The 22,438-nt window shown below is 33.1% G+C and carries 27 protein-coding genes; all 27 read left to right on the top strand.

The window, feature by feature from the left end:
* Positions 1-108: 108 nt before the first annotated feature.
* The 27 genes from H8R24_RS05520 (at position 109) to H8R24_RS05390 (ending at position 22,437) form a co-directional block, all read left to right on the top strand.
* A complete protein-coding gene (locus H8R24_RS05520; RefSeq protein WP_187017572.1) occupies positions 109-1,629 on the top strand; it encodes an HAL/PAL/TAL family ammonia-lyase in 1,521 nt (506 codons plus the stop codon).
* A 30-nt stretch (positions 1,630-1,659) separates the two neighbouring features.
* Entirely contained in the window at positions 1,660-2,772 is a 1,113-nt protein-coding gene (locus tag H8R24_RS05515; protein WP_187017573.1) for a WG repeat-containing protein, read from the top strand.
* Between the two features lie 90 nt (positions 2,773-2,862).
* Complete coding sequence (gene fabG, locus H8R24_RS05510; RefSeq protein ID WP_187017574.1) at positions 2,863-3,594, top strand: 3-oxoacyl-ACP reductase FabG; 732 nt, start codon at positions 2,863-2,865, stop codon at positions 3,592-3,594.
* A gap of 18 nt (positions 3,595-3,612) precedes the next feature.
* Positions 3,613-4,848 carry a beta-ketoacyl-[acyl-carrier-protein] synthase family protein gene (locus H8R24_RS05505; RefSeq protein WP_187017575.1) on the top strand — a complete coding sequence of 412 codons (1,236 nt, stop codon included), beginning with the start codon at positions 3,613-3,615 and terminating at the stop codon, positions 4,846-4,848.
* Entirely contained in the window at positions 4,841-5,092 is a 252-nt protein-coding gene (locus tag H8R24_RS05500; protein WP_187017576.1) for an acyl carrier protein, read from the top strand. Before H8R24_RS05505 ends, H8R24_RS05500 begins: the two co-directional genes overlap by 8 nt.
* A 3-nt stretch (positions 5,093-5,095) precedes the next feature.
* Entirely contained in the window at positions 5,096-5,980 is an 885-nt protein-coding gene (locus H8R24_RS05495; RefSeq protein WP_187017577.1) for an LpxL/LpxP family acyltransferase, read from the top strand.
* A gap of 70 nt (positions 5,981-6,050) precedes the next feature.
* Positions 6,051-7,706, top strand: coding sequence for a phytoene desaturase family protein (locus tag H8R24_RS05490; protein ID WP_187017578.1), 1,656 nt, complete (start codon positions 6,051-6,053; stop codon positions 7,704-7,706).
* Positions 7,707-7,757: 51 nt separating this feature from the next.
* A complete protein-coding gene (locus tag H8R24_RS05485) occupies positions 7,758-8,666 on the top strand; it encodes an NADPH-dependent FMN reductase family protein (RefSeq protein WP_187017579.1) in 909 nt (302 codons plus the stop codon).
* 12 nt (positions 8,667-8,678) lie between these two features.
* Positions 8,679-9,812, top strand: a complete 1,134-nt coding sequence (locus H8R24_RS05480) for a beta-ketoacyl-ACP synthase III (RefSeq protein WP_187017580.1) — start codon at positions 8,679-8,681, stop codon at positions 9,810-9,812.
* Between the two features lie 8 nt (positions 9,813-9,820).
* Positions 9,821-10,255, top strand: coding sequence for a hypothetical protein (locus H8R24_RS05475; protein WP_187017581.1), 435 nt, complete (start codon positions 9,821-9,823; stop codon positions 10,253-10,255).
* 77 nt (positions 10,256-10,332) lie between these two features.
* The gene (locus H8R24_RS05470) at positions 10,333-10,740 is read left to right on the top strand and encodes an ABC transporter permease (RefSeq protein WP_225877616.1); all 408 of its coding nucleotides are present in this window, start codon (positions 10,333-10,335) and stop codon (positions 10,738-10,740) included.
* 5 nt (positions 10,741-10,745) lie between these two features.
* Positions 10,746-11,150 (top strand): hypothetical protein, encoded by a 405-nt coding sequence (locus H8R24_RS05465; protein ID WP_187017582.1) that lies wholly within the window; start codon positions 10,746-10,748, stop codon positions 11,148-11,150.
* Positions 11,150-12,148, top strand: a complete 999-nt coding sequence (locus H8R24_RS05460; RefSeq protein ID WP_187017583.1) for a BtrH N-terminal domain-containing protein — start codon at positions 11,150-11,152, stop codon at positions 12,146-12,148. The genes H8R24_RS05465 and H8R24_RS05460 overlap by 1 nt, the downstream gene beginning before the upstream one ends.
* Positions 12,149-12,211: 63 nt before the next feature.
* On the top strand, positions 12,212-12,910 hold the full coding sequence (locus H8R24_RS05455; RefSeq protein WP_187017610.1) for an ABC transporter ATP-binding protein: 699 nt from the start codon (positions 12,212-12,214) through the stop codon (positions 12,908-12,910).
* Positions 12,900-14,183, top strand: a complete 1,284-nt coding sequence (locus tag H8R24_RS05450; protein WP_187017584.1) for an ABC transporter permease — start codon at positions 12,900-12,902, stop codon at positions 14,181-14,183. The genes H8R24_RS05455 and H8R24_RS05450 overlap by 11 nt, the downstream gene beginning before the upstream one ends.
* The gene (locus H8R24_RS05445) at positions 14,158-14,607 is read left to right on the top strand and encodes an acyl-CoA thioesterase (RefSeq protein WP_187017585.1); all 450 of its coding nucleotides are present in this window, start codon (positions 14,158-14,160) and stop codon (positions 14,605-14,607) included. The genes H8R24_RS05450 and H8R24_RS05445 overlap by 26 nt, the downstream gene beginning before the upstream one ends.
* Before the next feature lie 4 nt (positions 14,608-14,611).
* Positions 14,612-15,751, top strand: coding sequence for a beta-ketoacyl-[acyl-carrier-protein] synthase family protein (locus tag H8R24_RS05440; protein WP_187017586.1), 1,140 nt, complete (start codon positions 14,612-14,614; stop codon positions 15,749-15,751).
* A gap of 2 nt (positions 15,752-15,753) precedes the next feature.
* Complete coding sequence (locus H8R24_RS05435; RefSeq protein ID WP_187017587.1) at positions 15,754-16,365, top strand: 3-oxoacyl-ACP synthase; 612 nt, start codon at positions 15,754-15,756, stop codon at positions 16,363-16,365.
* 3 nt (positions 16,366-16,368) lie between these two features.
* A complete protein-coding gene (locus H8R24_RS05430; RefSeq protein ID WP_187017588.1) occupies positions 16,369-16,626 on the top strand; it encodes a phosphopantetheine-binding protein in 258 nt (85 codons plus the stop codon).
* A 79-nt stretch (positions 16,627-16,705) separates the two neighbouring features.
* Complete coding sequence (locus tag H8R24_RS05425; protein ID WP_187017589.1) at positions 16,706-17,908, top strand: beta-ketoacyl-[acyl-carrier-protein] synthase family protein; 1,203 nt, start codon at positions 16,706-16,708, stop codon at positions 17,906-17,908.
* Entirely contained in the window at positions 17,905-18,969 is a 1,065-nt protein-coding gene (locus tag H8R24_RS05420) for a beta-ketoacyl synthase N-terminal-like domain-containing protein (RefSeq protein WP_187017590.1), read from the top strand. The genes H8R24_RS05425 and H8R24_RS05420 overlap by 4 nt, the downstream gene beginning before the upstream one ends.
* Positions 18,963-19,739, top strand: a complete 777-nt coding sequence (locus tag H8R24_RS05415) for a polysaccharide deacetylase family protein (protein ID WP_187017591.1) — start codon at positions 18,963-18,965, stop codon at positions 19,737-19,739. The genes H8R24_RS05420 and H8R24_RS05415 overlap by 7 nt, the downstream gene beginning before the upstream one ends.
* The gene (locus H8R24_RS05410) at positions 19,729-20,364 is read left to right on the top strand and encodes a LolA family protein (protein WP_187017592.1); all 636 of its coding nucleotides are present in this window, start codon (positions 19,729-19,731) and stop codon (positions 20,362-20,364) included. Before H8R24_RS05415 ends, H8R24_RS05410 begins: the two co-directional genes overlap by 11 nt.
* Positions 20,330-20,968 (top strand): hypothetical protein, encoded by a 639-nt coding sequence (locus H8R24_RS05405; protein WP_187017593.1) that lies wholly within the window; start codon positions 20,330-20,332, stop codon positions 20,966-20,968. The genes H8R24_RS05410 and H8R24_RS05405 overlap by 35 nt, the downstream gene beginning before the upstream one ends.
* A 10-nt stretch (positions 20,969-20,978) precedes the next feature.
* Positions 20,979-21,569, top strand: coding sequence for a porin family protein (locus H8R24_RS05400; protein WP_187017594.1), 591 nt, complete (start codon positions 20,979-20,981; stop codon positions 21,567-21,569).
* Positions 21,570-21,574: 5 nt separating this feature from the next.
* A complete protein-coding gene (locus H8R24_RS05395; RefSeq protein ID WP_187017595.1) occupies positions 21,575-21,949 on the top strand; it encodes a 3-hydroxyacyl-ACP dehydratase in 375 nt (124 codons plus the stop codon).
* Positions 21,949-22,437, top strand: coding sequence for a hypothetical protein (locus H8R24_RS05390; protein ID WP_225876773.1), 489 nt, complete (start codon positions 21,949-21,951; stop codon positions 22,435-22,437). Before H8R24_RS05395 ends, H8R24_RS05390 begins: the two co-directional genes overlap by 1 nt.
* The last annotated feature ends 1 nt before the right edge of the window (position 22,438 follow it).

Genomic DNA, 22,438 nt, shown 5'->3' with positions numbered 1-22,438 from the left:
TTTTTTATGCTATATTATACTACATTTGCGTCGGTCAAATTAAGCACATTAAATTCTAATTAAAAATTAATTTTTAATATATTTAATTAAAAATAACAAACAAGTTAAATGAACACAATAAAGGAATATTTAAGTTTAAAAGAGTTTGAAGCTGTAATCTTTAATAATGACAAGATTGACATTAGTACAGTAGTATTAGATAGAGTAAATGAAAGTTTTAATTTTTTGAAAGAGTTCTCTGGAAATAAAATTATTTACGGTGTGAATACAGGTTTTGGTCCTATGGCGCAATACCGCATTAAAGATGAAGATAGAATCCAGTTACAATATAATTTAATTAGAAGCCACGCTTCGGGTACAGGGAAACCATTAAGTCCGGTTTTTGTAAAAGCGGCTATTTTAGCAAGATTAAATACACTGTCATTAGGAAATTCAGGAGTGCATCCTTCGGTAGTTCAATTAATGGCTGAGTTAATAAACAAAGATATCACACCGCTTATTTTTGAGCATGGTGGAGTTGGAGCGAGCGGCGATTTAGTGCAATTAGCACATTTAGCTTTAGTTTTAATTGGTGAAGGAGAAGTGTTTTATAAAGGAGAAAGAAGACCAACGAAAGAAGTTTTTGAAATAGAGAACTTAATCCCTATTCAAGTAGAAATCCGTGAAGGTCTTGCATTGATGAATGGTACATCTGTTATGACAGGAATTGGAGTTGTCAACGTGCATAATGCTAATAAATTATTAGATTGGTCTCTTAAGTTTTCATGTGCTATTAATGAAATTGTTCAAGCTTATGATGATCATTATTCGGCAGAGTTAAATGGTACAAAACGCCATAAAGGACAGCAAGAAGTAGCGGCTAGAATGAGACAAAATCTTGCGGATAGTACTTTAATTAGAAAAAGAGAAGATCATTTATATTCAGGTGAAAACACTGAAGATGTTTTTAAAGAAAAAGTGCAAGAGTACTACTCTTTGCGTTGTGTGCCTCAAATTTTAGGACCTATCCTTGAAACCATTGATAGTGTTGCATCAATTTTGGAAGATGAATTTAACTCGGCAAATGACAACCCAATTATTGATGTAAAAAACAAGCACGTATATCACGGAGGTAATTTTCACGGTGATTACATTTCATTAGAAATGGATAAGTTGAAAATTGTAATTACTAAATTGACAATGCTTGCGGAAAGACAGTTAAATTATTTATTGAATTCTAAAATAAATGAAATATTGCCTCCATTTGTAAACCTAGGAACATTAGGTTTTAATTTTGGGATGCAAGGAGTGCAATTTACAGCGACTTCTACTACTGCCGAAAATCAAATGTTATCAAATCCTATGTATGTACATAGTATTCCTAATAACAATGACAATCAGGATATAGTAAGTATGGGTACTAATGCAGCAGTTATCACGGCAAAGGTTATTGAAAATGCTTTCGAAGTATTGGCAATAGAATTAATTACCATAGTTCAAGCTATTGATTGTTTAGAGCAAAACGACAAGATTTCATCGGTAACTAGAAAAATTTACGATGATGTTCGTAAAATTATTCCAACATTTAAAGAGGATCAAGTAATGTACCCGTTTGTTCAGCAAGTAAAAGATTATTTGATTAATAACTAATAAAAGCAATCCGTTTAAATTCTATTTATTATGAAGAAACTTATTTTTTTATTGGTAATGACATTGCAGTTTTCGTATGCTCAAGAACTAGCTTTGGTTAGAAAAGAAGGTCTTTTTGGCTATATTTCTAAAGATGGTTCATTTGCGATTAAATGTAAATTTAAAAATGCAAAAAACTTTTCAGAGGGCTTAGCGGCATTCGAGGATAATAAAAAATGGGGCTTCATTAATACAAAAGGAGAGGTAGTTATTTCGTCAAATTTTGATGATGTAAAATACTTTAATAGCGGTGTTTGTATAGTACTTCAAAATAAAAAATGGTCTTACATTAATAAAAAGGGAGAGGTGCTAAATGCTCCTGCATCTGATAAAGTCTATGATTTTGAAAGCGGTGTGGCGTTTATTAAGCAAGGAAAAAAAGCAGGTTTGATCAATAGTAAAATGGAGGTCATTTTAGAGCCAAAATACGATGTGATAAAATCATTCGAAAATGGATTTGCTAGAGTTAGAAACAATGACAGATGGGGGATTATTGACAAAACAGGAAAAGTTGTTGTTGATATCATTTATGATGAAATTGGTAATTACTACAAAAACACCACTTGGGTGAAGAACGGAGCTGTCTTTGGATTAGTGGTGAATAATAAATTTACAGTTATTGAAGGAGCCGATAAAGTTTGGGACTTTTTAAGTCAAGACATTACTTATGCTAGAAAAAACGATAAAGTAGGATTTGTTGATTTGAAAGGGAAGTGGGTAATAGAACCTAAATTTGATAAAGTAAAAGCATTTTCCAAAGGTTTAGCCCCTGTGTTAGTGGGAAAAAAATGGGGATTTATAAATCTAAAAGGAGAAATAGTGATTGAGCCAGTGTATGCTGATGCAGAAGTGTTTAGTGCAGATGGCTTTGCTCCGGTTAAAGAAAATAATTGGGGTTTTATAAATGAAAAGGGTAAATTAGTAATACCTACTCAATATGGTATCACAGCTGGAGGGATTTTTTCTCTTTTTAAAGAGGACGAGAAAGGTTTTGTAAATGGTGTTGCTAGAGTAAAAAACGAAGATAAATGGGGGTTTTTAAAGCCAGACGGTACCGTGTTAGGAAACCAATGGTTTGAAAATGCAGAGCCTTTTCAAAAATAAATAATAATGTATAACATTTCTTAAGGATTAGTTTTTATAAATAAGTACTAATTGATGGAGGTGATTGTATAATGTAAAATATATAGAAGTATGAAATGTGTTTTAGTAACTGGAGGTTCAAGAGGAATTGGAAGCGCTATTTGTCAAAAATTGGCAATCGATTCTAATTACCACATCCTGATTAACTATCAATCAAATAAAGCAGCTGCTGAAAAAACATTGGAAGCAGTTGTTCAAAATGGAGGTACTGGAGAGATTATTGCTTTCAATGTAGCCGATTTTGAAGAAGTAAAATCAGTTTTAACAAAGTGGCAAGAAGCAAATCCTGAAGCTATTGTAGAGGCAATTGTAAACAATGCTGGAATTACAAAGGATGGGTTGTTCATGTGGATGAGTCCTGAGGACTGGTCAAGCGTAGTAAACACAAGTTTGAACGGATTTTTTAATGTGACTAATTTTTTCATACAAAAAATGTTGCGTAACAAATACGGTAGAATTGTCAATATAGTATCCTTGTCAGGAGTAAAAGGAACTGCAGGTCAAACAAATTATTCAGCAGCCAAAGGGGCAGTTGTTGCAGCTACCAAAGCGCTAGCGCAGGAAGTGGCTAAAAGAAACATTACGGTTAATGCTGTTGCGCCAGGTTTTATTAGAACAGATATGACAAGTGACTTAGACGAGAAAGAATTGATAAAATTAGTTCCAGTTAATCGTTTTGGTGAAGCTGAAGAAGTGGCTGATTTAGTTAGTTTTTTAGTTTCGAAAAAATCGAGTTATATTACAGGAGAAATCATTAACATAAATGGTGGAATCTATTCATAAATAATTACTTTAAAGAGCATGAGTAAAAGAGTGGTAATAACAGGTATGGGGATATATTCCTGTATTGGGACATCTTTGGATGAAGTAAGGGACTCTTTATATAATGGAAAGTCAGGAATTACAATTGACCCTGAAAGAAAAGAGTTTGGTTTTCGATCAGCGCTTACCGGAATGGTTCCTAAGCCTGAGTTGAAAAATTTGCTTTCTCGAAGACAAAGAATAAGTCTTGGAGAAGAGACTGAGTATGCTTACATGGCAACGATAGAAGCGTTAAAGAATGCTAATATTGATGATGCTTTTTTTGATACAAATGAAGTAGGGATCATGTATGGTAATGACAGTGTTTCAAAAGCAATTATTGAAGCTACAGATATTATTCGAGATAAAAAAGACACAGCCTTAATAGGCTCAGGGGCTATTTTTAAATCGATGAATTCCACGGTAACGATGAATCTTTCTACTATTTTCAAGTTAAGAGGAATCAATCTTACAATTAGTGCTGCATGTGCTAGTGGTTCTCATTCTATTGGTCTGGCTTATTTTCTTATTAAAAGTGGTTTTCAGGAAATGATTATCTGCGGAGGAGCTCAAGAAATCAATAAATATGCCATGAGTAGTTTTGATGGTTTGGGTGTTTTTTCTCCACGAGAAGGGGATCCTGCTAAGGCCTCAAGACCTTTTGATGCCGGTAGGGACGGTTTGATTCCTAGCGGAGGTGGAGCAACCTTGATTCTTGAATCGTATGAGTCGGCTATTAAAAGAGGCGCGACAATTCTAGCAGAAGTTGCTGGTTATGGTTTTTCTTCAAATGGAGGACATATTTCTACACCCAATGTAGAAGGTCCTTCAATTGCTATGCAAAGAGCTTTAGATGAAGCTAATGTAAAAGCTTCGGATGTTGATTATATTAATGCTCATGCTACTTCAACCCCGGTAGGAGATAGTAATGAAGCCAAAGCTATTTTTGAAGTGTTTGGTCAATCTAATCCGTATGTGAGTTCTACAAAATCAATGACGGGGCATGAATGCTGGATGGCTGGTGCAAGTGAAGTTATCTATTCTATTTTGATGATGCAAAATGATTTTATTGCACCCAATATCAATTTAGAAAACCCAGATGAAGATGCTGCGAAATTAAATTTAGTAAAAGCAACATTAAACAAAAAAATTGACATATTTTTGTCGAATTCCTTTGGTTTTGGAGGAACAAATTCAGCATTAGTAGTAAAGAAGTACAAAAAAGAAGATGAATAAAGAAGAAATAGTTGAAAAGATAAATGGTTTTTTAGTGGATGAATTTGAAGTTGATGGAGATGAAATTCAACCAGAGGCTAATTTAAAAGACACATTAGGATTAGATAGTTTAGATTATGTTGATTTGGTTGTTTCAATTGAGTCAAACTTTGGGGTAAAACTAGTAGAAGTAGACTTCGTAGGAGTAGCCTCTTTCCAAAGTTTTTATGATTTGATTGAGAATAAGTTAAATGTAAAAGCATAGTTAATGAGTCAATGGGATGGCAAATCAAAAGGAACTGTTCTAGGATATAAAATCTTTGTTTTTTTTATAAAAAAAGTCGGTGTAAAATCGGCTTATTTTATTCTGTATTTTGTAGCATCTTATTATTTTATTTTCCTAAAAAAAAGTAATGCCTCTGTTTTTTATTATTTTAATAAAAGATTGGGGTACTCCTATTTAAAATCAAAACGAATGGTTTTTAATAGTTACTATACATTTGGGCAAACGATTATAGATAAGATTTCTATTTCTGCGGGGATGAAAAACAAGTTTACTTATGAGCACGATGGAGGAGAAATCATTATCGATCTTTTAAATGAAAAAAAAGGAGGAGTGCTTATAAGTGCGCATATTGGTAACTTTGAAATTGCAGAACATTTTTTTGGAGAGATCGATGTTAACTTTCAAATTAATTTAGTTACTACTGATTTAGAACACTCTGAGATTAAAAAATACCTTGAAAAAATCACTCGAAAACCAAGCATTAAATTTATTATCATAGGCGATGATTTATCTCATATTTTTGAAATAAATGCTGCTCTGGCTAAGAATGAATTAGTATGTTTTACTGGAGATAGGTATTTTGAAGGCGTAAAATCAATGTCGGCAGAACTATTAGGTCAAGAGGCTAAATTTCCAGCGGGCCCTTTTCTAATTGCTTCAAGATTAAAGGTTCCTGTTGTTTTTGTTTATGTGATGAAAGAACCAAATTTACATTACCATCTTTATACAAGAGAAGCAAAAATGAAACACAGAGATGAGGTTGGATTATTAAAATCCTATACTGAAAGTGTAGAATCGATGATTAAAAAGTATCCTTTACAATGGTTTAATTATTTCGATTTTTGGGATCAATTAGACAAGAAATAACAAAACAGAAACAGTAAATCAATACCTAATTGCATTGATTTTTGTATGTACAATAATCAGCAAGATATAAATGGAAGGATTTGATACAATTATTATTGGTTCAGGTGTTGGAGGGTTAGCAACTGCAATATGTTTAGCACGTGCTGGCCAAAAAGTTTTAGTTTTAGAACAACATTATGTTCCAGGTGGTTGGAGTCATAGTTTTACTTTAAACGGACAACGTTTTAGTCCAGGAGTGCACTATGTGGGCTTAATTGATGAAGGACAATCTACAAATGAACTGTACCGTGGATTAGGTATTGCTAATGATATGGTGTTTTTTTCAATGAATAAAAAGGGATATGAACACGCTATAATAGGTGACGAAACCTTTAGTTTCCCTGCTGGTATCGATAATCTAACCCAAGTACTTGTTGATCGTTTTCCACATGAAAAAAAGAACATTAATAAATACCTAACACTTGTTGTACGAGTGAATAGGGAGCTACAGTTGATTCCAAAATTAAAAGGGTTTTGGCAAAATATTACCGTACCATTTCGAACGAAACATTTTGGAAAGTTCTCCTTGTTTCCCTTAAAAAAAGTAATAGGTTGGCATATTAAAGATCCTTTGTTAAAGGCAGTTTTAAATGTGCAATGTGGTGATCATGGGCTTTCGCCAAAGAGAGCTTGTTTTCCAGTACATTGTTCAGTAATGAGTCATTACTTTGACGGCGGTTTCTACCCTATGGGTGGTGGAGGTGGTATTGTGAAGGCTATGACAAATGGAGTCAAAAGGTTTGGCGGTGAAGTTCGTGTCAAGCAAAGTGTAGAAAAAATTATCGTAGAAAATAAAAAAGCGGTTGGAGTACAATTAAAAAGTGGTGAAATTATACACGCTAAAAATGTAGTTTCAAATGCCGATCCAACGATTACTTATCTCAATTTAATAGGGAAAGAGTTTTTGAGCAAAAAGCTGATAAAAAAATTAGAAAACACAAAGTATTCTGTAACATCATTAATTCTTTTTTTAACATTAGATTTGGACGTCACTCAATTTGGAATTGACTCAGGCAATATTTGGATGATGAAAGATGAGAATGATGATGCAAACTTTGAGGATCTGATGAATAATGAAATAACAGAGGGAGAGTTGTTTCCCGCAATTTTCATGAGTTGTACTACGATCAAAGATCCGGTTAGTTTTAATGGTAGGTACCATAATTTTGAAGTGGTCACCTATGTGAATTATGACAAATTAAACGATTTTAATGGTCTTGGTGATTATCATAATGAGGAATATGCGCTTTTTAAAGAAAAAGTAATTGCTAAGTTGATGAATAACATCGAAAAGATTATTCCAGGAGCTAAACAACATGTGATTCAAGCGGAATTAGGTACGCCAAAGACAAATGAGTTTTATGTCAACTCGACCAGAGGAAATGTCTATGGTACCGAAAAAACGCTAAATCAGGTTGGTCCTTTTTCGTATAAAAACAAAGCAGAAATTTCAAACTTATTTTTATGCGGAGCGAGTACGCTTTCACATGGAGTAGGAGGAGCAACGCATTCTGGGGTTGCCGCCGCCGCAACTATTTTACAATGTAAACCCGAAGATTTATTAGTTGAAGATAAAAATCAAAAGTTACGGGTATATGATGCCGAAGATCAGACTACTTGGCCTGATTGGGTTCATGTTAAAAGATCAGACAAAAAGAGAACATTCAAGGAATTGAGAGATAATTAGTATTAAGTATAATTTTATGTTAAATTCGCATTTTATAAAGGAACTACAACAATGAAAAATGTCCTCATAATCTATTATTCTCAATCGGGGCAATTAGAATCTATTGCGAAAAACATCTCGAAGTCGCTTTTAGAAACTGACGAGGTTAAGGTTTCGTTTTATGAAATTCAGTTAGAAAAAGCGTTTCCTTTTCCGTGGAAAAGCGAATCTTTTTTTGATGCATTTCCTGAGTCTTTTTTACAAGTTCCGGCAAGAATTAAGCCAATTTCGTCGGAGATTTTAGATCAAAAGTATGATTTAATACTGCTGAATTATCAAGTGTGGTATTTGACACCCTCTATTCCTATCAACTCTTTTTTGAAAAGTGCCGAGGCAAAGAAGTTATTAGACAATACGCCTGTAGTTACAATTAGTGGCTCTAGGAATATGTGGATAATGGCTCATGAAAAAGTCAAGGTATTATTAAAAAATAATAATGCAGCTTTAAAAGGAAACATTGCTTTAGTAGACAGAGTAGGGAATTTGATTAGTGTGATTACCATCGTAGAATGGATGTTTTCGGGCATTAAGAAAAAATATTTGGGTATTTTTCCGTTGCCGGGAGTGTCTGAAAAAGACATACAAGAATCGTCAAAATTTGGAGAAGTTATATTGTCTTCTTTGCAACAAGATAAATTAGATTCATTGCAAGCACAATTAGTTGCAATTGATGCTGTTAGGATTAGCTCTTACCTAGTGACAGTTGATAAAACGGCCAATAAAATATTTCACAAATGGTCCAGTTTTTTGATTAAAAAGGAAGCAAGTTCAAGAAAGTTTTGGTTAAAATTATTTAAAATATATTTATTACTCGCAATTTGGTTAATTTCGCCAATAGTATATATCTTACATGTTTTTAGCTATCCATTTAAGATCAATAAAATTAGAAAAGAAATTCTGTACTATCAAGGAATTCAATAAAATAAGAAAATCATGTTCGAAGTATATATTACAAAAGCGGGGAAATATTTACCAAACAAAGCAGTCCTTAATGATGATATGGAAAGCTTTTTGGGACTTATTAATCAAGCAACCTCAAAAGCAAGAAGAATAATTTTGCGAAACAATAAAATTCAAAGCCGTTATTATGCTTTGGACCATGACGGAAAAAGTACGCATACAAATGCCGAATTAACAAAAAATGCTATTCAAGAATTATTTGATGAAAATTTTTCGGGAGATGACGTTGAGTTAATTTCATGTGGTACATCAACTCCGGATATATTTTTACCCTCGCATGCTGCAATGGTACATGGATTATTAAAGAACAAACCAGTGGAGCTTAATTCTTCAACAGGTGTTTGTTGCGCAGGTATGAATTCATTAAAATTTGGGTTTCTATCGATCAAAGCTGGAAATACAAATAATGCGGTATGTACGGGTTCAGAGCGCGTTTCTTTATGGATGATTGCAGACAAATTTGAACAAGAGGTTTTGAATTTAAAAAGCTTAGAAGAACAACCAATTATTGCTTTCAAAAAAGATTTTTTGCGTTGGATGTTATCTGATGGTGCGGGTGCATTTTTATTAGAAAATAAACCTAGAGGGCCTATCTCTCTTAAGATAGAATGGATGGAAGGATATTCATACGCACACGAATTAGAAACGTGTATGTATGCCGGTGGAGAAAAGCAGGAAGATGGCTCGATAAAACCATGGAGTGATTACAATCCAGATGAATGGCTTAACCAATCTATTTTTTCGATTAAACAAGATGTAAAATTGTTAGATGCTTATATTTTAGAAAAAGGGGCGCAAAGTATGCGTGATGCTTTAGCTAAAAATAAGGTTTCATCGGATGAGATTGATTATTTTTTACCTCATGTTTCTTCGCATTATTTTGTCGAAGGGTTGCATAAATCTTTGGCCGAAAAAGGAATGGATATTCCAAGGGAAAAATGGTTCATGAACTTGGCACGTGTTGGGAATGTAGGTTCAGCTTCTATTTATCTAGCTTTAGAAGAGTTGATGAATTCAGGAAAATTAAATAAAGGGGATAAAGTATTATTGTCTGTTCCTGAAAGTGGCCGTTTTTCTTATTCTTATGCCTATTTAACTGTTTGTTAAAAGTACTTATGAGCGAAAAAAAAGCAATATTCGATAAAGAATTTGTGGAAAATTTAATTCCGCAAAAATTTCCTTTTGTCATGGTAGACAAAATGTTTTCTTTTACCGAGACCTCAATAGTTTCGGGTTTTAGAATTCAAAGTGACGCCATTTTTTTTAAAGACGGTTATTTTTTAGAGTCAGGTTTAATTGAGCACATGGCTCAAAGTGTGGCTTTACACACCGGATATCAGTTTTATTTAAAAAAGGAACCAGCTCCAACAGGATATATTGGGTCAATAAAAGATGTACAGATAATCAAACTTCCTGAGTTAGACGATGAAATAGTAACTACAGTAACTATTCTTCAAGAATTTGCAGGAATAACATTAGTTGATATCATCACTGAATTAAATGGTGAAATGATTGCTAAGGGACAAATGAAAACAGTTATAGCAAAATAATTTTATAGATTTTGACAAAGAAAAAAGCTAATCTAGTTGACATTAAAAGATATTTACCACATCGAGCACCTATGCTTATGGTAGATTTAATTGTTTTAATGGATCATGAAAATGTGGAAACCATTTTTGAAATCAAAGGGGATAATATATTTATCCAAAATGATGTTTTTATTGAAGCAGGCTTAATAGAAAATATGGCTCAAACTTGTTCATCAATTATCGCAAAGGATTTTTTTATAGATGAAAATAATCAAGATAAGGATGATGTTGATGTGGTGGGTTTTATAAGCGGAATCAAAACATTAAAAATTCATGCACTCCCAAAATCGGGAAGTACCATAAGTACAAAAGCAGTATTGGTATCTAAGTTTATCACTGATGATTATAGCTTGTGTACTATGAACTGTAAAACGTTTCATAATGAAGAATTACTTTTAGAAGGTGAAATCAACCTTTTTATTCAAGATAAAAACCCAAAGCGTTAACATTCATGAAAAAAGAAGAAGTACCACAAGACAAAGGAAATCTTTCTAATATAAATATGAAAGAACTCGTTTATGCAACGGATGAAAAGGGAAACTATACCACTGCTTTAAGTACAGGTTGGGAGCCAAAAACAATCGCGCTTTCCAATTCTATTGATGAGATAAGTGAGCGTATTGCTGTGGCAAAAGAACAGGTTGAAAACAACGAACGTAGCCCTATTTATTATTTTATGGAGGTTAGTAGAATGGATTTGTCTATACTATCTAGTTACGTAGGAATGTGGCAATGGCGTGTAAAAAGAGATTTTAAACCTGAAAACTTTAAAGGTTTAAGCGATAAAGTATTGCAGAAATATGCTGATGCTTTTGATATTTCTATTAATGAATTAAAAAATTTTAAAACTAATTAATGCAAACTAATTTTACACACCATCAATCGGCTCATTGTGAAAACGGAGTAGCTTCTAATTTGTTAAAACATAACGGATTGGATATTAGTGAGCCAATGGTTTTTGGAATTGGGTCTGGACTTTTCTTTGTTTATTTGCCTTTTCTAAAGGTCAATTATGCACCTGCAATAAGCTACAGGCCTTTGCCAGGTCAAATTTTTAATAAGCTAGCCAAAAGGTTAGGATTAAAAATTAAAAGACAAAAGTTTGCCAGTGAAGCGAATGCTACAAAAGCATTAGATCACAATTTAAAAAACAATATACCATCGGGATTGCAAGTTGGGGTGTATAACCTTAGTTATTTTCCGGACGAATACCGTTTTCACTTTAATGCCCACAATTTGGTTGTTTACGGAAAGACCGAAACAGATTATTTAATAAGCGACCCTGTGATGGAAAACGTAACAACTTTAACTCATAAAGAGTTAGATAAGGTACGTTTTGCCAAAGGAGCCTTTGCACCTAGAGGTCAAATGTATTATCCAATACAAATTCCAGAACAGGTAGATTTTAAAAGTGCTATCGTAAAAGGGATAAAGAATACCTGTCGTGATATGCTGGCTCCAATGCCTATTATTGGGGTACGTGGAATTCGATTTGTAAGCAAACAAATTAGAAAATGGCCTATTAAAAACGGTACTAAAAAAGCAAATCACTACTTAGCTCAGATGGTGCGAATGCAAGAAGAAATAGGAACCGGTGGTGGTGGTTTTCGGTTTATTTATGCAGCATTTTTAGAAGAGGCTTCAAAAATTTTAGAAAATAAAGAGCTAGAAAATCTTTCGAAAGAAATGACTGTAATTGGCGATCTATGGAGAGATTTTGCTGTTGAAGCTTCAAGAGTATATAAGAACAGAAGCACAAAGGCAGACGTGTATAACACTATTGCTGATCAACTTTTGTATATTGCTGATCAAGAAGAAATATTTTTTAAGAAATTAAAAAAAGTAATTAGCTAAACAATTATTTTGCAATCAATTATACAAATAACGCAACTATCAAAAAAGTACAAAAATGCAGAGATGTATTCTTTGAACGATTTTACGCTTGCCATAAATGAGGGTCAGATTTTTGGTTTATTAGGACCTAATGGTGCTGGTAAAACAACGTTGATTTCCATGCTATGCGGATTAGTGAAGCCTACATCTGGTAGCTTTTCTATAGCTGGCATGACGTACTCAGACCATGAGGATGAATTGAAAAAAATCATCGGTGTAGTACCTCAGGAGTATGCACTTTATCCTACTTTAACAGCTCGTGAAAATTTGACTTACTTTGGGAGTATGTATGGATTAAAGGGGAATGATCTAAAAGAGAAAGTGATAGAGAGTTTGGATTTTTTAGGTTTATTGAAATTTGCCGATAAAAGGATTGAAACTTTCTCGGGAGGAATGAAACGTCGTATTAATTTAATTGCGGGTGTTTTACACAATCCAAAGGTTTTGTTTCTGGACGAACCCACAGTAGGAGTTGATGTGCAATCAAAAAATGCGATTATTGACTATTTGAAAAAATTAAATAAAAACGGGACCACAATTATTTATACTTCTCACCATTTGGCCGAAGCGCAGGAGTTTTGCACTGATATTGCAATACTGGATCAAGGAAAAATTTATGCGCAAGGAACTCCAATTGATTTGATAAATGGAACTTTAGGAGCTAAAAACTTAGAAGATGTTTTTATTGCTTTAACAGGAAATGATTTGAGAGATGATATATAAGTTATACCAGTCAATTTGCAAAGAGTTTTTGTTGTTAAAAAGAGATATTGGTGGCGTAATCATTCTTTTTTTAATGCCATTGGTGTTGATAATAATGGTTACCCTGATTCAAGATAGTACTTTAAAAAATCTGAGTAACACAAAAATCCCCATTTTATTAGTTGATAATGACAAAGGGAGTGTGTCTAATTCTGTTTTTGAAAATTTACAAAAAAGCGAGGTTTTTTCTGTAGTTACTCAAATAGACAATAAACCACTGACAGAAAAAATGGCTAAGGAAGCTGTTTTTAAAGGAACCTTTCAATTGGCTATTATTATCCCATCCCATTTAAGTAGCGATTTACAAGCAAAAATTGACCAAAATGTAGAAACAATAGTCAGTAGTCTTGGGTTCAGTGATAGTACAGCAGTACCAAAGAAATCTAAACTGGTGAGTCAAAAAGAAGTTAAGCTTTATTTTGATCCAGCAACCCAGCTTAGTTTCAAGAATGCTGTGATGAGTTCAATTGATAAAATGATTTCGCAAATTGAAACACGCTCTATCTACACTGCTTTTCAGGAGCAATTGGGCGAAGGAACAACTAGTTTTGAGCAAAAGAGTTTTATTAGCTTCAAAGAAATTGTTCCTAGAGTTAATAATAAGGAAGTTATTCCAAATTCCGTACAGCACAATGTACCAGCTTGGACACTGTTTGCAATTTTCTTTATTGTAATCCCATTGTCAATCAATATCGTTAAAGAGAAAACACAAGGCACATTTATACGTTTACGAACTAATCCAGTGTCAAATGGAATCGTTATAGCAGGAAAAACAATAACATACCTTGTTATTTGTATGGTGCAGTTTTACATGATGTTAGCTGTTGCTGTATTCTTGTTTCCACATATCGGATTACCATCGCTTAATATCGAAGGAAATTTATTTTTAATGACTATTGTGGCAATGTTTTCAGGATTTGCCGCAATAGGATTCGGAATTTTATTAGGAACTGTAGCTAAAACTCAAGAACAATCGGCGCCATTTGGGGCTACCGCAACTATCATTTTGGCAGCAATTGGTGGTGTCTGGGTTCCTGTTTTTGCAATGCCACACGTTATGCAAATCGTTGCTAAATCGTCTCCAATGAATTGGGGGTTAAATGCCTTTTATGACGTATTGTTACGCAACGCTGGTATCTTGGAGATTTTGCCAGAGATTGGCTTGCTGTTTATGTTTTTCGTGATTACAATAACTATTGCATTATTATATGATAAAAAGAAAAGATCAGTATAAAGAAGCGATTGCTTTAACGGTTAGTGAGGAGATCAGAGTTCGTTTTAACGAAACCGATCCTCTTGGAATAGTGTGGCATGGCAATTATATCACCTATTTTGAAGATGGCCGTGAAGCGTTTGGTCGTCAACATGGAATTTCATATTTGGATGTTTTTGGTAATGGGTTTACAACGCCAATTGTGAAGTCTACTTGTGAACACAAATTATCCTTGCGCTATGGTGATGTAGCTCGAATTGAAACGACAATAGTTGATACTCCTGCTGCAAAAATGATTTTTAGATACAAAATATTTGATAAAGACAATAAGGTTTCATGTACGGGTGAAACGGTACAGGTTTTTCTTGATGGTAAAGGCGAATTAATGTTGACCAATCCTCCATTTTATGAAGAATGGAAACGAAAAGTAGGACTATTAAAATAATAAAATGACAAAAGAAGTTTTTATTACTCAAACAAATTGCATCACACCTATTGGGTTTGATGTCGCTACCAATATGAAAAATATTGATGGTGGGGTTTCGGGCATTCAATTGCATCAAAACACGGGTTTGATGAAGGAATCTTTCTACGCGTCACAAATTGATGACGAAAATTTAAATACGGCTTTCGCCAAAGTGACTGCTGCAACTGGATTTTCGCGTTTAGAAAAAATGATGATTTTGGCTTTAGATCCAATTATTAAAAAAGCCAATTTAGTTTTAGATGACCGAACAGCCTTTGTACTCTCTACTACAAAAGGAAATATAACAGCATTGCAAAATAGCGCGATAGAAGATAATACGAATGCTTATTTACATCAATTTGCTCAAAACATTGCAGATTATTTTAAGTTTAAAACGGAACCAATTGTTATTTCAAACGCTTGTGTTTCTGGAGTGTTGGCGATTTCGGTTGCTAAGCGATTGATTGAGAGCGGGATGTATGATGATGTTTTTATAGTGGCAGGAGATGAAATTTCAGAATTTGTTCTATCAGGATTTAATTCTTTTCAAGCCATGAGTAATTTGCCTTGTAAACCGTATTCGAAAAATAGAACAGGAGTAACTCTTGGCGAAGCTGCGGCTGCAGTATTGGTTTCTTCTAATAAAGAAGGGGTCAAAGTGAAAATTATAGGAGACGGCTCCATAAACGATGCCAATCATATCTCCGGACCATCTAGAACTGGAGAAGGGCTTTTTAGAAGTATTAAGAGTGCTTTAATCGAAGCTAATATTGAGGCAGCTGCAATCGATTATATTTCGGCTCATGGAACGGCTACCCCTTTCAATGACGAGATGGAGGCTATTGCATTCAATAGGTTACAGTTAGAAAAAGCTCCGGTAAATAGCTTGAAAGGATATTACGGACATACACTAGGCGCATCTGGTTTACTGGAAACGGTAATTGGTATCCAATCTGTTTTAGAAAATAAATTATTGGCAACAATGGGATTTGATGAGTTAGGAGTAAGTCAGGATATAAATGTTATAAAAGAAAACGGAACTAAAAATAGTCGTTACTTCTTGAAAACCGCATCTGGTTTTGGAGGTTGTAATACGGCTGTTTTATTCGAAAAAATAAACTAAAGATGGCAAATAAAACTTACATACAGTCTTTTTGTACCATTGAAGAAAATCAAATTAAGGTAAATGGAAAAATTTTATTCGAAAAAGAGCAAAGTCTTTTTTCTGATTTTTCTAAAAGTGTTTATCAACATTTTAATATTGATTATCCAAAGTTTTTCAAGATGGATAATTTAAGTAAACTTGCTTTTTTAGCCACAGAACTGTTATTAGAGAAGACAGAAAATGAAGAACAAGAGAACAATACTGCTTTAGTTTTTTCTAACAAATCGTCGAGTTTAGATACCGATACAAAATATCAAAGTTCTATTACAGATAAGGGGAGTTATTACCCTAGTCCTGCAGTTTTTGTGTATACTTTGCCTAATATTTGTTTGGGTGAAATTAGCATACGACACCAATTAAAAAGCGAGAATTCGTTTTTTGTATTTGCTCAGTTCAATCCATTATTTATGATGAATTATGCAAATATTCTTTTAGAAAAAAATAAAGCAACAAGCGTACTTTGTGGATGGGTAGAATATTTTGACGAAGAATACAAAACTTTACTCTATTTAGTTGGTGCAGAAGGAGAGTTGGAACATAGCGAAGAATCAATAAAAAAATTATATAAATAAAACATGGAAGCATTAAAGCAAGAATTAAAAAGTAAAATCATTGAAGTTCTAAATTTAGAAGATATCAATATTGAAGATGTTAATGATGACGATCCATTATTTGGAGACGGGTTAGGTTTAGACTCTATCGATGCATTAGAGTTAATTGTAATGTTAGATAAAGATTATGGTATCAAGTTAGTAGATCCAAAAGAGGGGAAAGATATTTTTCAGTCTATAGAAACTATGGGAGCTTATATCACAGCCAATAGAACAAAATAATTAATTAGCCTAATTAGATTTTTTTTAAACAGTGATTCGTCATAAGTTTAAAACCGTAATCTATAGTATCTAGTATTCAATGAATAAAGGAGTTGCCATAACTGGAATGGGTATTATATCTTCTATCGGAAATTCGGTAGAAGATAATTTTAGTTCATTATTAAATAACAGAGTTGCCATTAGTACTATCGAAAATATTTCGACAGTTCATATTGATATCATCAAAGTAGGAGAAATAAAAAAAACAAATGAGCAGTTAATTGAAGAATTACAGCTTAAAGCGGATAATAATTTTTCAAGAACAGCGATGTTAGGCGTTATCGCAGCTAAACAAGCAGTTGATAATGCTGGGATTAGTTCAATTAATGAATACAAGACAGGGTTAATTTCGGCAACAAGTGTTGGCGGAATGGATATGACCGAAAGACATTATTATGATTATTTTGATAATGAAGAACTGGTAAAGTTTATCAAATGTCATGATGGAGGAGATGTGTCTCAAAAAATCGCCGAAGAGCTAGGTTTAAAAGGAATGGTAACGACTATAAGTACCGCTTGTTCCTCTGCTGCCAACGCAATTATGCTAGGCGCAAGAATGATTAAATCTGGAAAATTAGATCGTGTTATTGTTGGAGGAACGGATGCTTTGGCAAAATTTACCATAAACGGATTTAAAACATTAATGATTTTATCTGATGGTTATAATAGCCCATTTGATAATGATCGTAAAGGGTTGAATCTAGGTGAAGCTGCGGCCTATCTGGTGTTAGAATCAGATGAAGTTGTTGAAAAGCAAAACAAAACGGTTTTGGCTAGGGTATCAGGTTATGGTAATGCCAATGATGCTTTTCATCAAACAGCCTCTTCAGAAAACGGTGAAGGTGCTTTACTTGCTATGCAGAAAGCTTTTAAAGTAGCTGATTTGAAACCAGAACAAATAGATTATATCAATGTACATGGAACTGCAACGCCTAATAACGATTTATCTGAGGGGCGAGCAATTGTAAGGCTTTTTGGAGAAGATAACGTACCGGACTTTAGCTCGACTAAACCTTTTACGGGACATACTTTGGCGGCAGCGGCAGCTATTGAAGCTGTTTATAGTGTGCTAGCAATTCAAAATAATGTGGTTTTTCCAAATTTGAATTTTAAAACACCAATGAATGAATTCAATTTAATTCCGCAAACGACATTGAAATATAAAAATGTTCAACATGTATTGTCTAATTCTTTTGGTTTTGGTGGGAATTGTTCAACACTTATATTTTCTAAAAGCGAATGAAAAAGACATATATCAACGGTCTAGGTTGTATCTCGGCTCAAAAAACATTTGACACTGTTTTTCTAGAAGAAGTAGAGGTACTAGAAAACAGTATTTTATTACCGTTAAAAACCCCAGTTTACAAGGATTTTATTTCTCCAGTTGCTATCAGACGAATGGCTAAAGGTGTTAAAAATAGTATTGTAGCATCTACTTTAGCTTTAAAAGAAGCGCAACTTGATACTATAGACGCTATTATTACTGGTACAGGTATGGGCTGTATTGAAGATTCAGAGAAGTTTTTGAAAGCGATTTTGGACAACAACGAAGAATTCCTAACTCCTACATCTTTCATTCAATCTACGCACAATACTGTGGGCGGGCAAATTGCTTTAGGACTACAATGTAAAGCTTACAATGTTACTTTTGTTAACGGTTCTGTTTCCTTCGAATCAGCATTATTAGATGCTAAAATGAAAATTGAGGAAGAAGAGGCAACGTCAATTTTAATTGGAGGGGTTGATGAAATTTCAGATTATACTACTTCCTTGTTTAAATTGGCTGGTTATATAAAACAAGAATTGGAAGGGCCATATCCAGTTTTAAATTCAACTACAAAAGGAGTTGTTTATGGTGAGGGTGCGACTTTCTTTGTTTTAGAAGACAAGAAAAGGGAACAAACATATGCCGAAGTTTTAGATGTCGAAATACTCAATCAATTAGATGTTGAAGAAGTAGAAGATAAGATAATTGCTTTTTTGAAGTCAAATACTTTGCAAATTAGTGATATTGATGCTGTGATTTTGGGGTATAATGGAGATGTAGAATTTGATGGTTTTTATAAAAATATTTCCGAAAAGAGTTTTGTAAAAATTCCACAAGTGTATTACAAACATTTAAGCGGGGAGTACAATACAGCTTCTGCTTTTGGTTTATTTGTGGGTGCTAACATCATTAAAACTCAAAATATTCCGGATGTTATAAAAATAAATGCAGTTGAAAAATCAGATTATAAAACGATTTTATTGTACAATCAATATCGAGGGATCGATCATAGTTTTACTTTAATTTCAAGATGTTAAAACACAAAGCAGTAGCTATTTTTTTTACAACAATACTGGCAATACTGGCTATTGCAAGCTTGTTTGTAGCAATAGAAATCGGGTATGCAGTAATAGTAATTTTCGTGTGGTTTATTGTTGTTTTGTATGGTTCGACTTTTATTTTTTCTAATTACCACGTACATGCGTATTGCAGTAATCCATTAGAAACCGAAAAAAAAATAGCAATTACATTTGATGACGGCCCTAGCCCAAATACGACTTTGATTCTAGAGGTTTTAGAGAAGTATCAGGTCAAAGCGGCTTTTTTTTGTATTGGTCAGCAAGTTGAGAAACATCCCGAAATAGTTAGAAAACTTATTTCAGAGAATCATATTATAGCAAATCATTCCTATGAACACAGTTCTTTTTTTGATTTTCTAAGAAGAGATAGTGTCATTGAAGAGCTCCGTAAAACTGATGCACTTATTGAAAAATATTTAGGTAAAAAACCACAATTTTTTAGACCACCTTATGGAGTGACAAATCCTTCTATACGAAGAGCGCTTGAGGTTACAAAGCATAAAGTGATTGGTTGGAATATTCGTTCTTTGGATGGAATAATTAAAAACGAAAAGTTTATTTATAAGCGAATTATAAAAAGAGTAAAACCAGGAGCAATAATATTAATGCATGATACAACATTTGAAACAGTCCAGGTTTTGGAACAGTTGTTGTTATTCTTGGAGAAAAACAAATATGAAGTTGTTCCTATTGATCAACTTTTGAATCTAAAAGCCTATGAGAATTAAAGTTTATTATCTAGTATTATGCCTTATTTTTTGGAATATTTCGGCGTTTTCGCAAGAACAAAAAATGTCTGGAAGTGAAATTAATGCTTTCAAACAATCTGTGAATGCAGTTTCCAAAAAGATAAAAACATTAAGCACTGATTTTGTTCAGTACAAGCACATGGATTTTTTGTCTAAGGACATAGAGACTTCTGGGAAAATGTATTTTAAGGAGCCAGGTTTGTTGTCATGGCAATATAAAAAGCCATATAATTATGCTATTATTTTTAAAAATGGTAAGATTTTAATAAATGACGAAGGTAAAAAAAGCAGTGTAGATATTGGGAACAGTAAAGTATTTGCTAAATTGAATAAACTTATTGTAGGGAGTGTAAGTGGAGATATGTTTGACGATAATGAGTTTGTAATTTCCTATTTTAAAACAAAGGACAATAATGTAACAAAATTTATTCCCAAGGATAAGACCTTAAAGAAATACATTAAACAAATCGAATTGACCTTTAGTAAAGAAGATGCTACAGTCACTCAGGTTAAATTATTAGAATCAGCAGAAGATTACACAAGAATTGTATTGAAAAATAAAACAGTAAATGGTAAGATCGAAGATTCTATTTTTAATAATTAGTTTTCTATTAGTAACAAGTTTAAATTCTTGCGGTACTAATCCAATCAAGCAATTAAATGAAGTAGCTGTTGTGAACGAAAATCGCATAGCGCCTTATTTTTTAAGTAAAGATATTGATTATGTTTACCGTGCAAACATTACGGTTTACGGGAATGATTTGAGCGGTATCGTTGTCATTAAGAAAATAAATGAGACGATGCATAGAGTTGTTTTTACAACTGAATTTGGAAATAAATTACTGGATTTTGAAATTTCAGAAACCACGTTCAAAGTAAATGCAATTGTTGACGAACTCAATCGAAAGATCCTCGTAAATACCTTAAAAAATGATTTTAGGATACTTTTGAGAAAGAGTTATAAAATTGACAAACAGTTTGAAGAAGATAAATACCAGATAGGTGAATCCAAGATAGGAAACAGGTATGACTATTTATATTTTTCAAAAAATGGAGGAGAGTTGATGAGAATCATACATGCTTCAAAAAGAAAAGAAAAATTAAGTATTAGTTATACTGTAGAAAGTAATATTTTTGCTAATAAAATTGTTATTCAACATCAAAATATTAAACTAAGGATTGAATTAAATTATTTCAATAATCAATAAATTACCCAATATGAAAAAAGGAATTTTTTTTATGTTTTTAGCTGTTTTCAGCTTTTCACAAAGTAAGGCACAGGTATCTTTTAGACCAGGGATTAAAGGAGGACTTAATTTTTCGCATTTTACGCAAACAGATGATACTAATGAGCGTTTCTCGTCAAAGCAAGATTTTTATGTTGGAGTGTTTGGGGCTTTAAAAGCGACTAAATTCTATACCTTGCAACCGGAGTTAACTTATACAAGGCAAGGGTCAGAACGCGAATATTTAGTAGGTGGAGTAAGGAAAAATGAAACGCTTAATGTTTCTTATGTTTCCTTAGCAGTTGCTAATAAATTTACGTTTAATAAATTTAATTTTCAACTTGGAACTACTTTTGACGTGAGAGTCAATGATGCTAGAAAAGCAATTGGTGACGCTAGTTATGAAGACAACTCTTTTAATGGTGTAGATTTGGCCTTTTTTGCAGGTCTAGGTTGTGATATTACTAAGAATTTTGGTATTGAAGGACGAATAAAAAAAGGAATTATTCCCGTAAATGGTGGTTGGGATTATTCAAATGTAGTTTTTCAAGTTGGAGCTACTTATACTTTTGATTTAAAATAAAACAGATGCTTTTAAAAGATTTTTACACAATAACTTCCTTAGAGAATAACGAAGGTCAGAAATATTCAGTCACTCTAATGATTAATCCAAAACATGAAGTATTTGGAGGTCATTTTCCAGGAAACCCTATTATGCCGGGAGTATGCATGATGCAAATTATAAAAGAATTGACAGAGAAAGTAACAGAAAGTACTTTGTTGATGGAGAGTCTTTCAAACGTTAAATTCATGGCTCTTATTAATCCAGATTTAACTCCTGAATTGCGATTGGAGATGGATGTTATTGAAATGGAAGAGGGAAAGGTAAAAGTAAAGAACACTACTTATTTTGGCGACACTGTTGCTTTAAAATTGGTAAGTGTTTATAAAAAAATAGGATAATGAAATTTTTAATTCCACTAATTTGTTTACTTTTTTTAGGAAGTCCATCGGTTTCAGAAGTCAGAAAACTGTATGCTGATGCGGCTAATTCTAAAACAATTTCAGCAGATTTATTGGCAAAGCTAGCTGCTGTTGAAATAGATGATTCTAATACAGTATTAGTCGCATATAAAGGTGGTGCGATGACTTTAAACGGAAAATTTTCGTCAAAGATCAAAGATAAAAAATCCAATCTTATCGCTGGTGCAAAGTTTATTGAAGCAGCAGTTGCTGCAAGTCCTAATAGTGTTGAAATTAGATTTATTCGATTAAGTGTACAAGAAAATTTGCCTACATTTGTTAATTATAGAAAAAACATCAAGGAAGATAAGGAGTTTGTAATTAAAAACTATAAAAGCTTGTCTGGAGAGCTAAAAGAGTATGTCAAAAATTTTATTTTGCAATCTAAAAGTTTTTCTGTTTCTGAGAAACAAGTAGTTAATAAATAGT

Origin of the sequence: Flavobacterium muglaense, from assembly GCF_014305155.1 — a bacterium.
In the GTDB taxonomy this organism is placed as follows: domain Bacteria; phylum Bacteroidota; class Bacteroidia; order Flavobacteriales; family Flavobacteriaceae; genus Flavobacterium; species Flavobacterium muglaense.
Note: the sequence above shows the minus strand (reverse complement) of the source record. Positions and strands in the feature narration are given on the sequence as shown.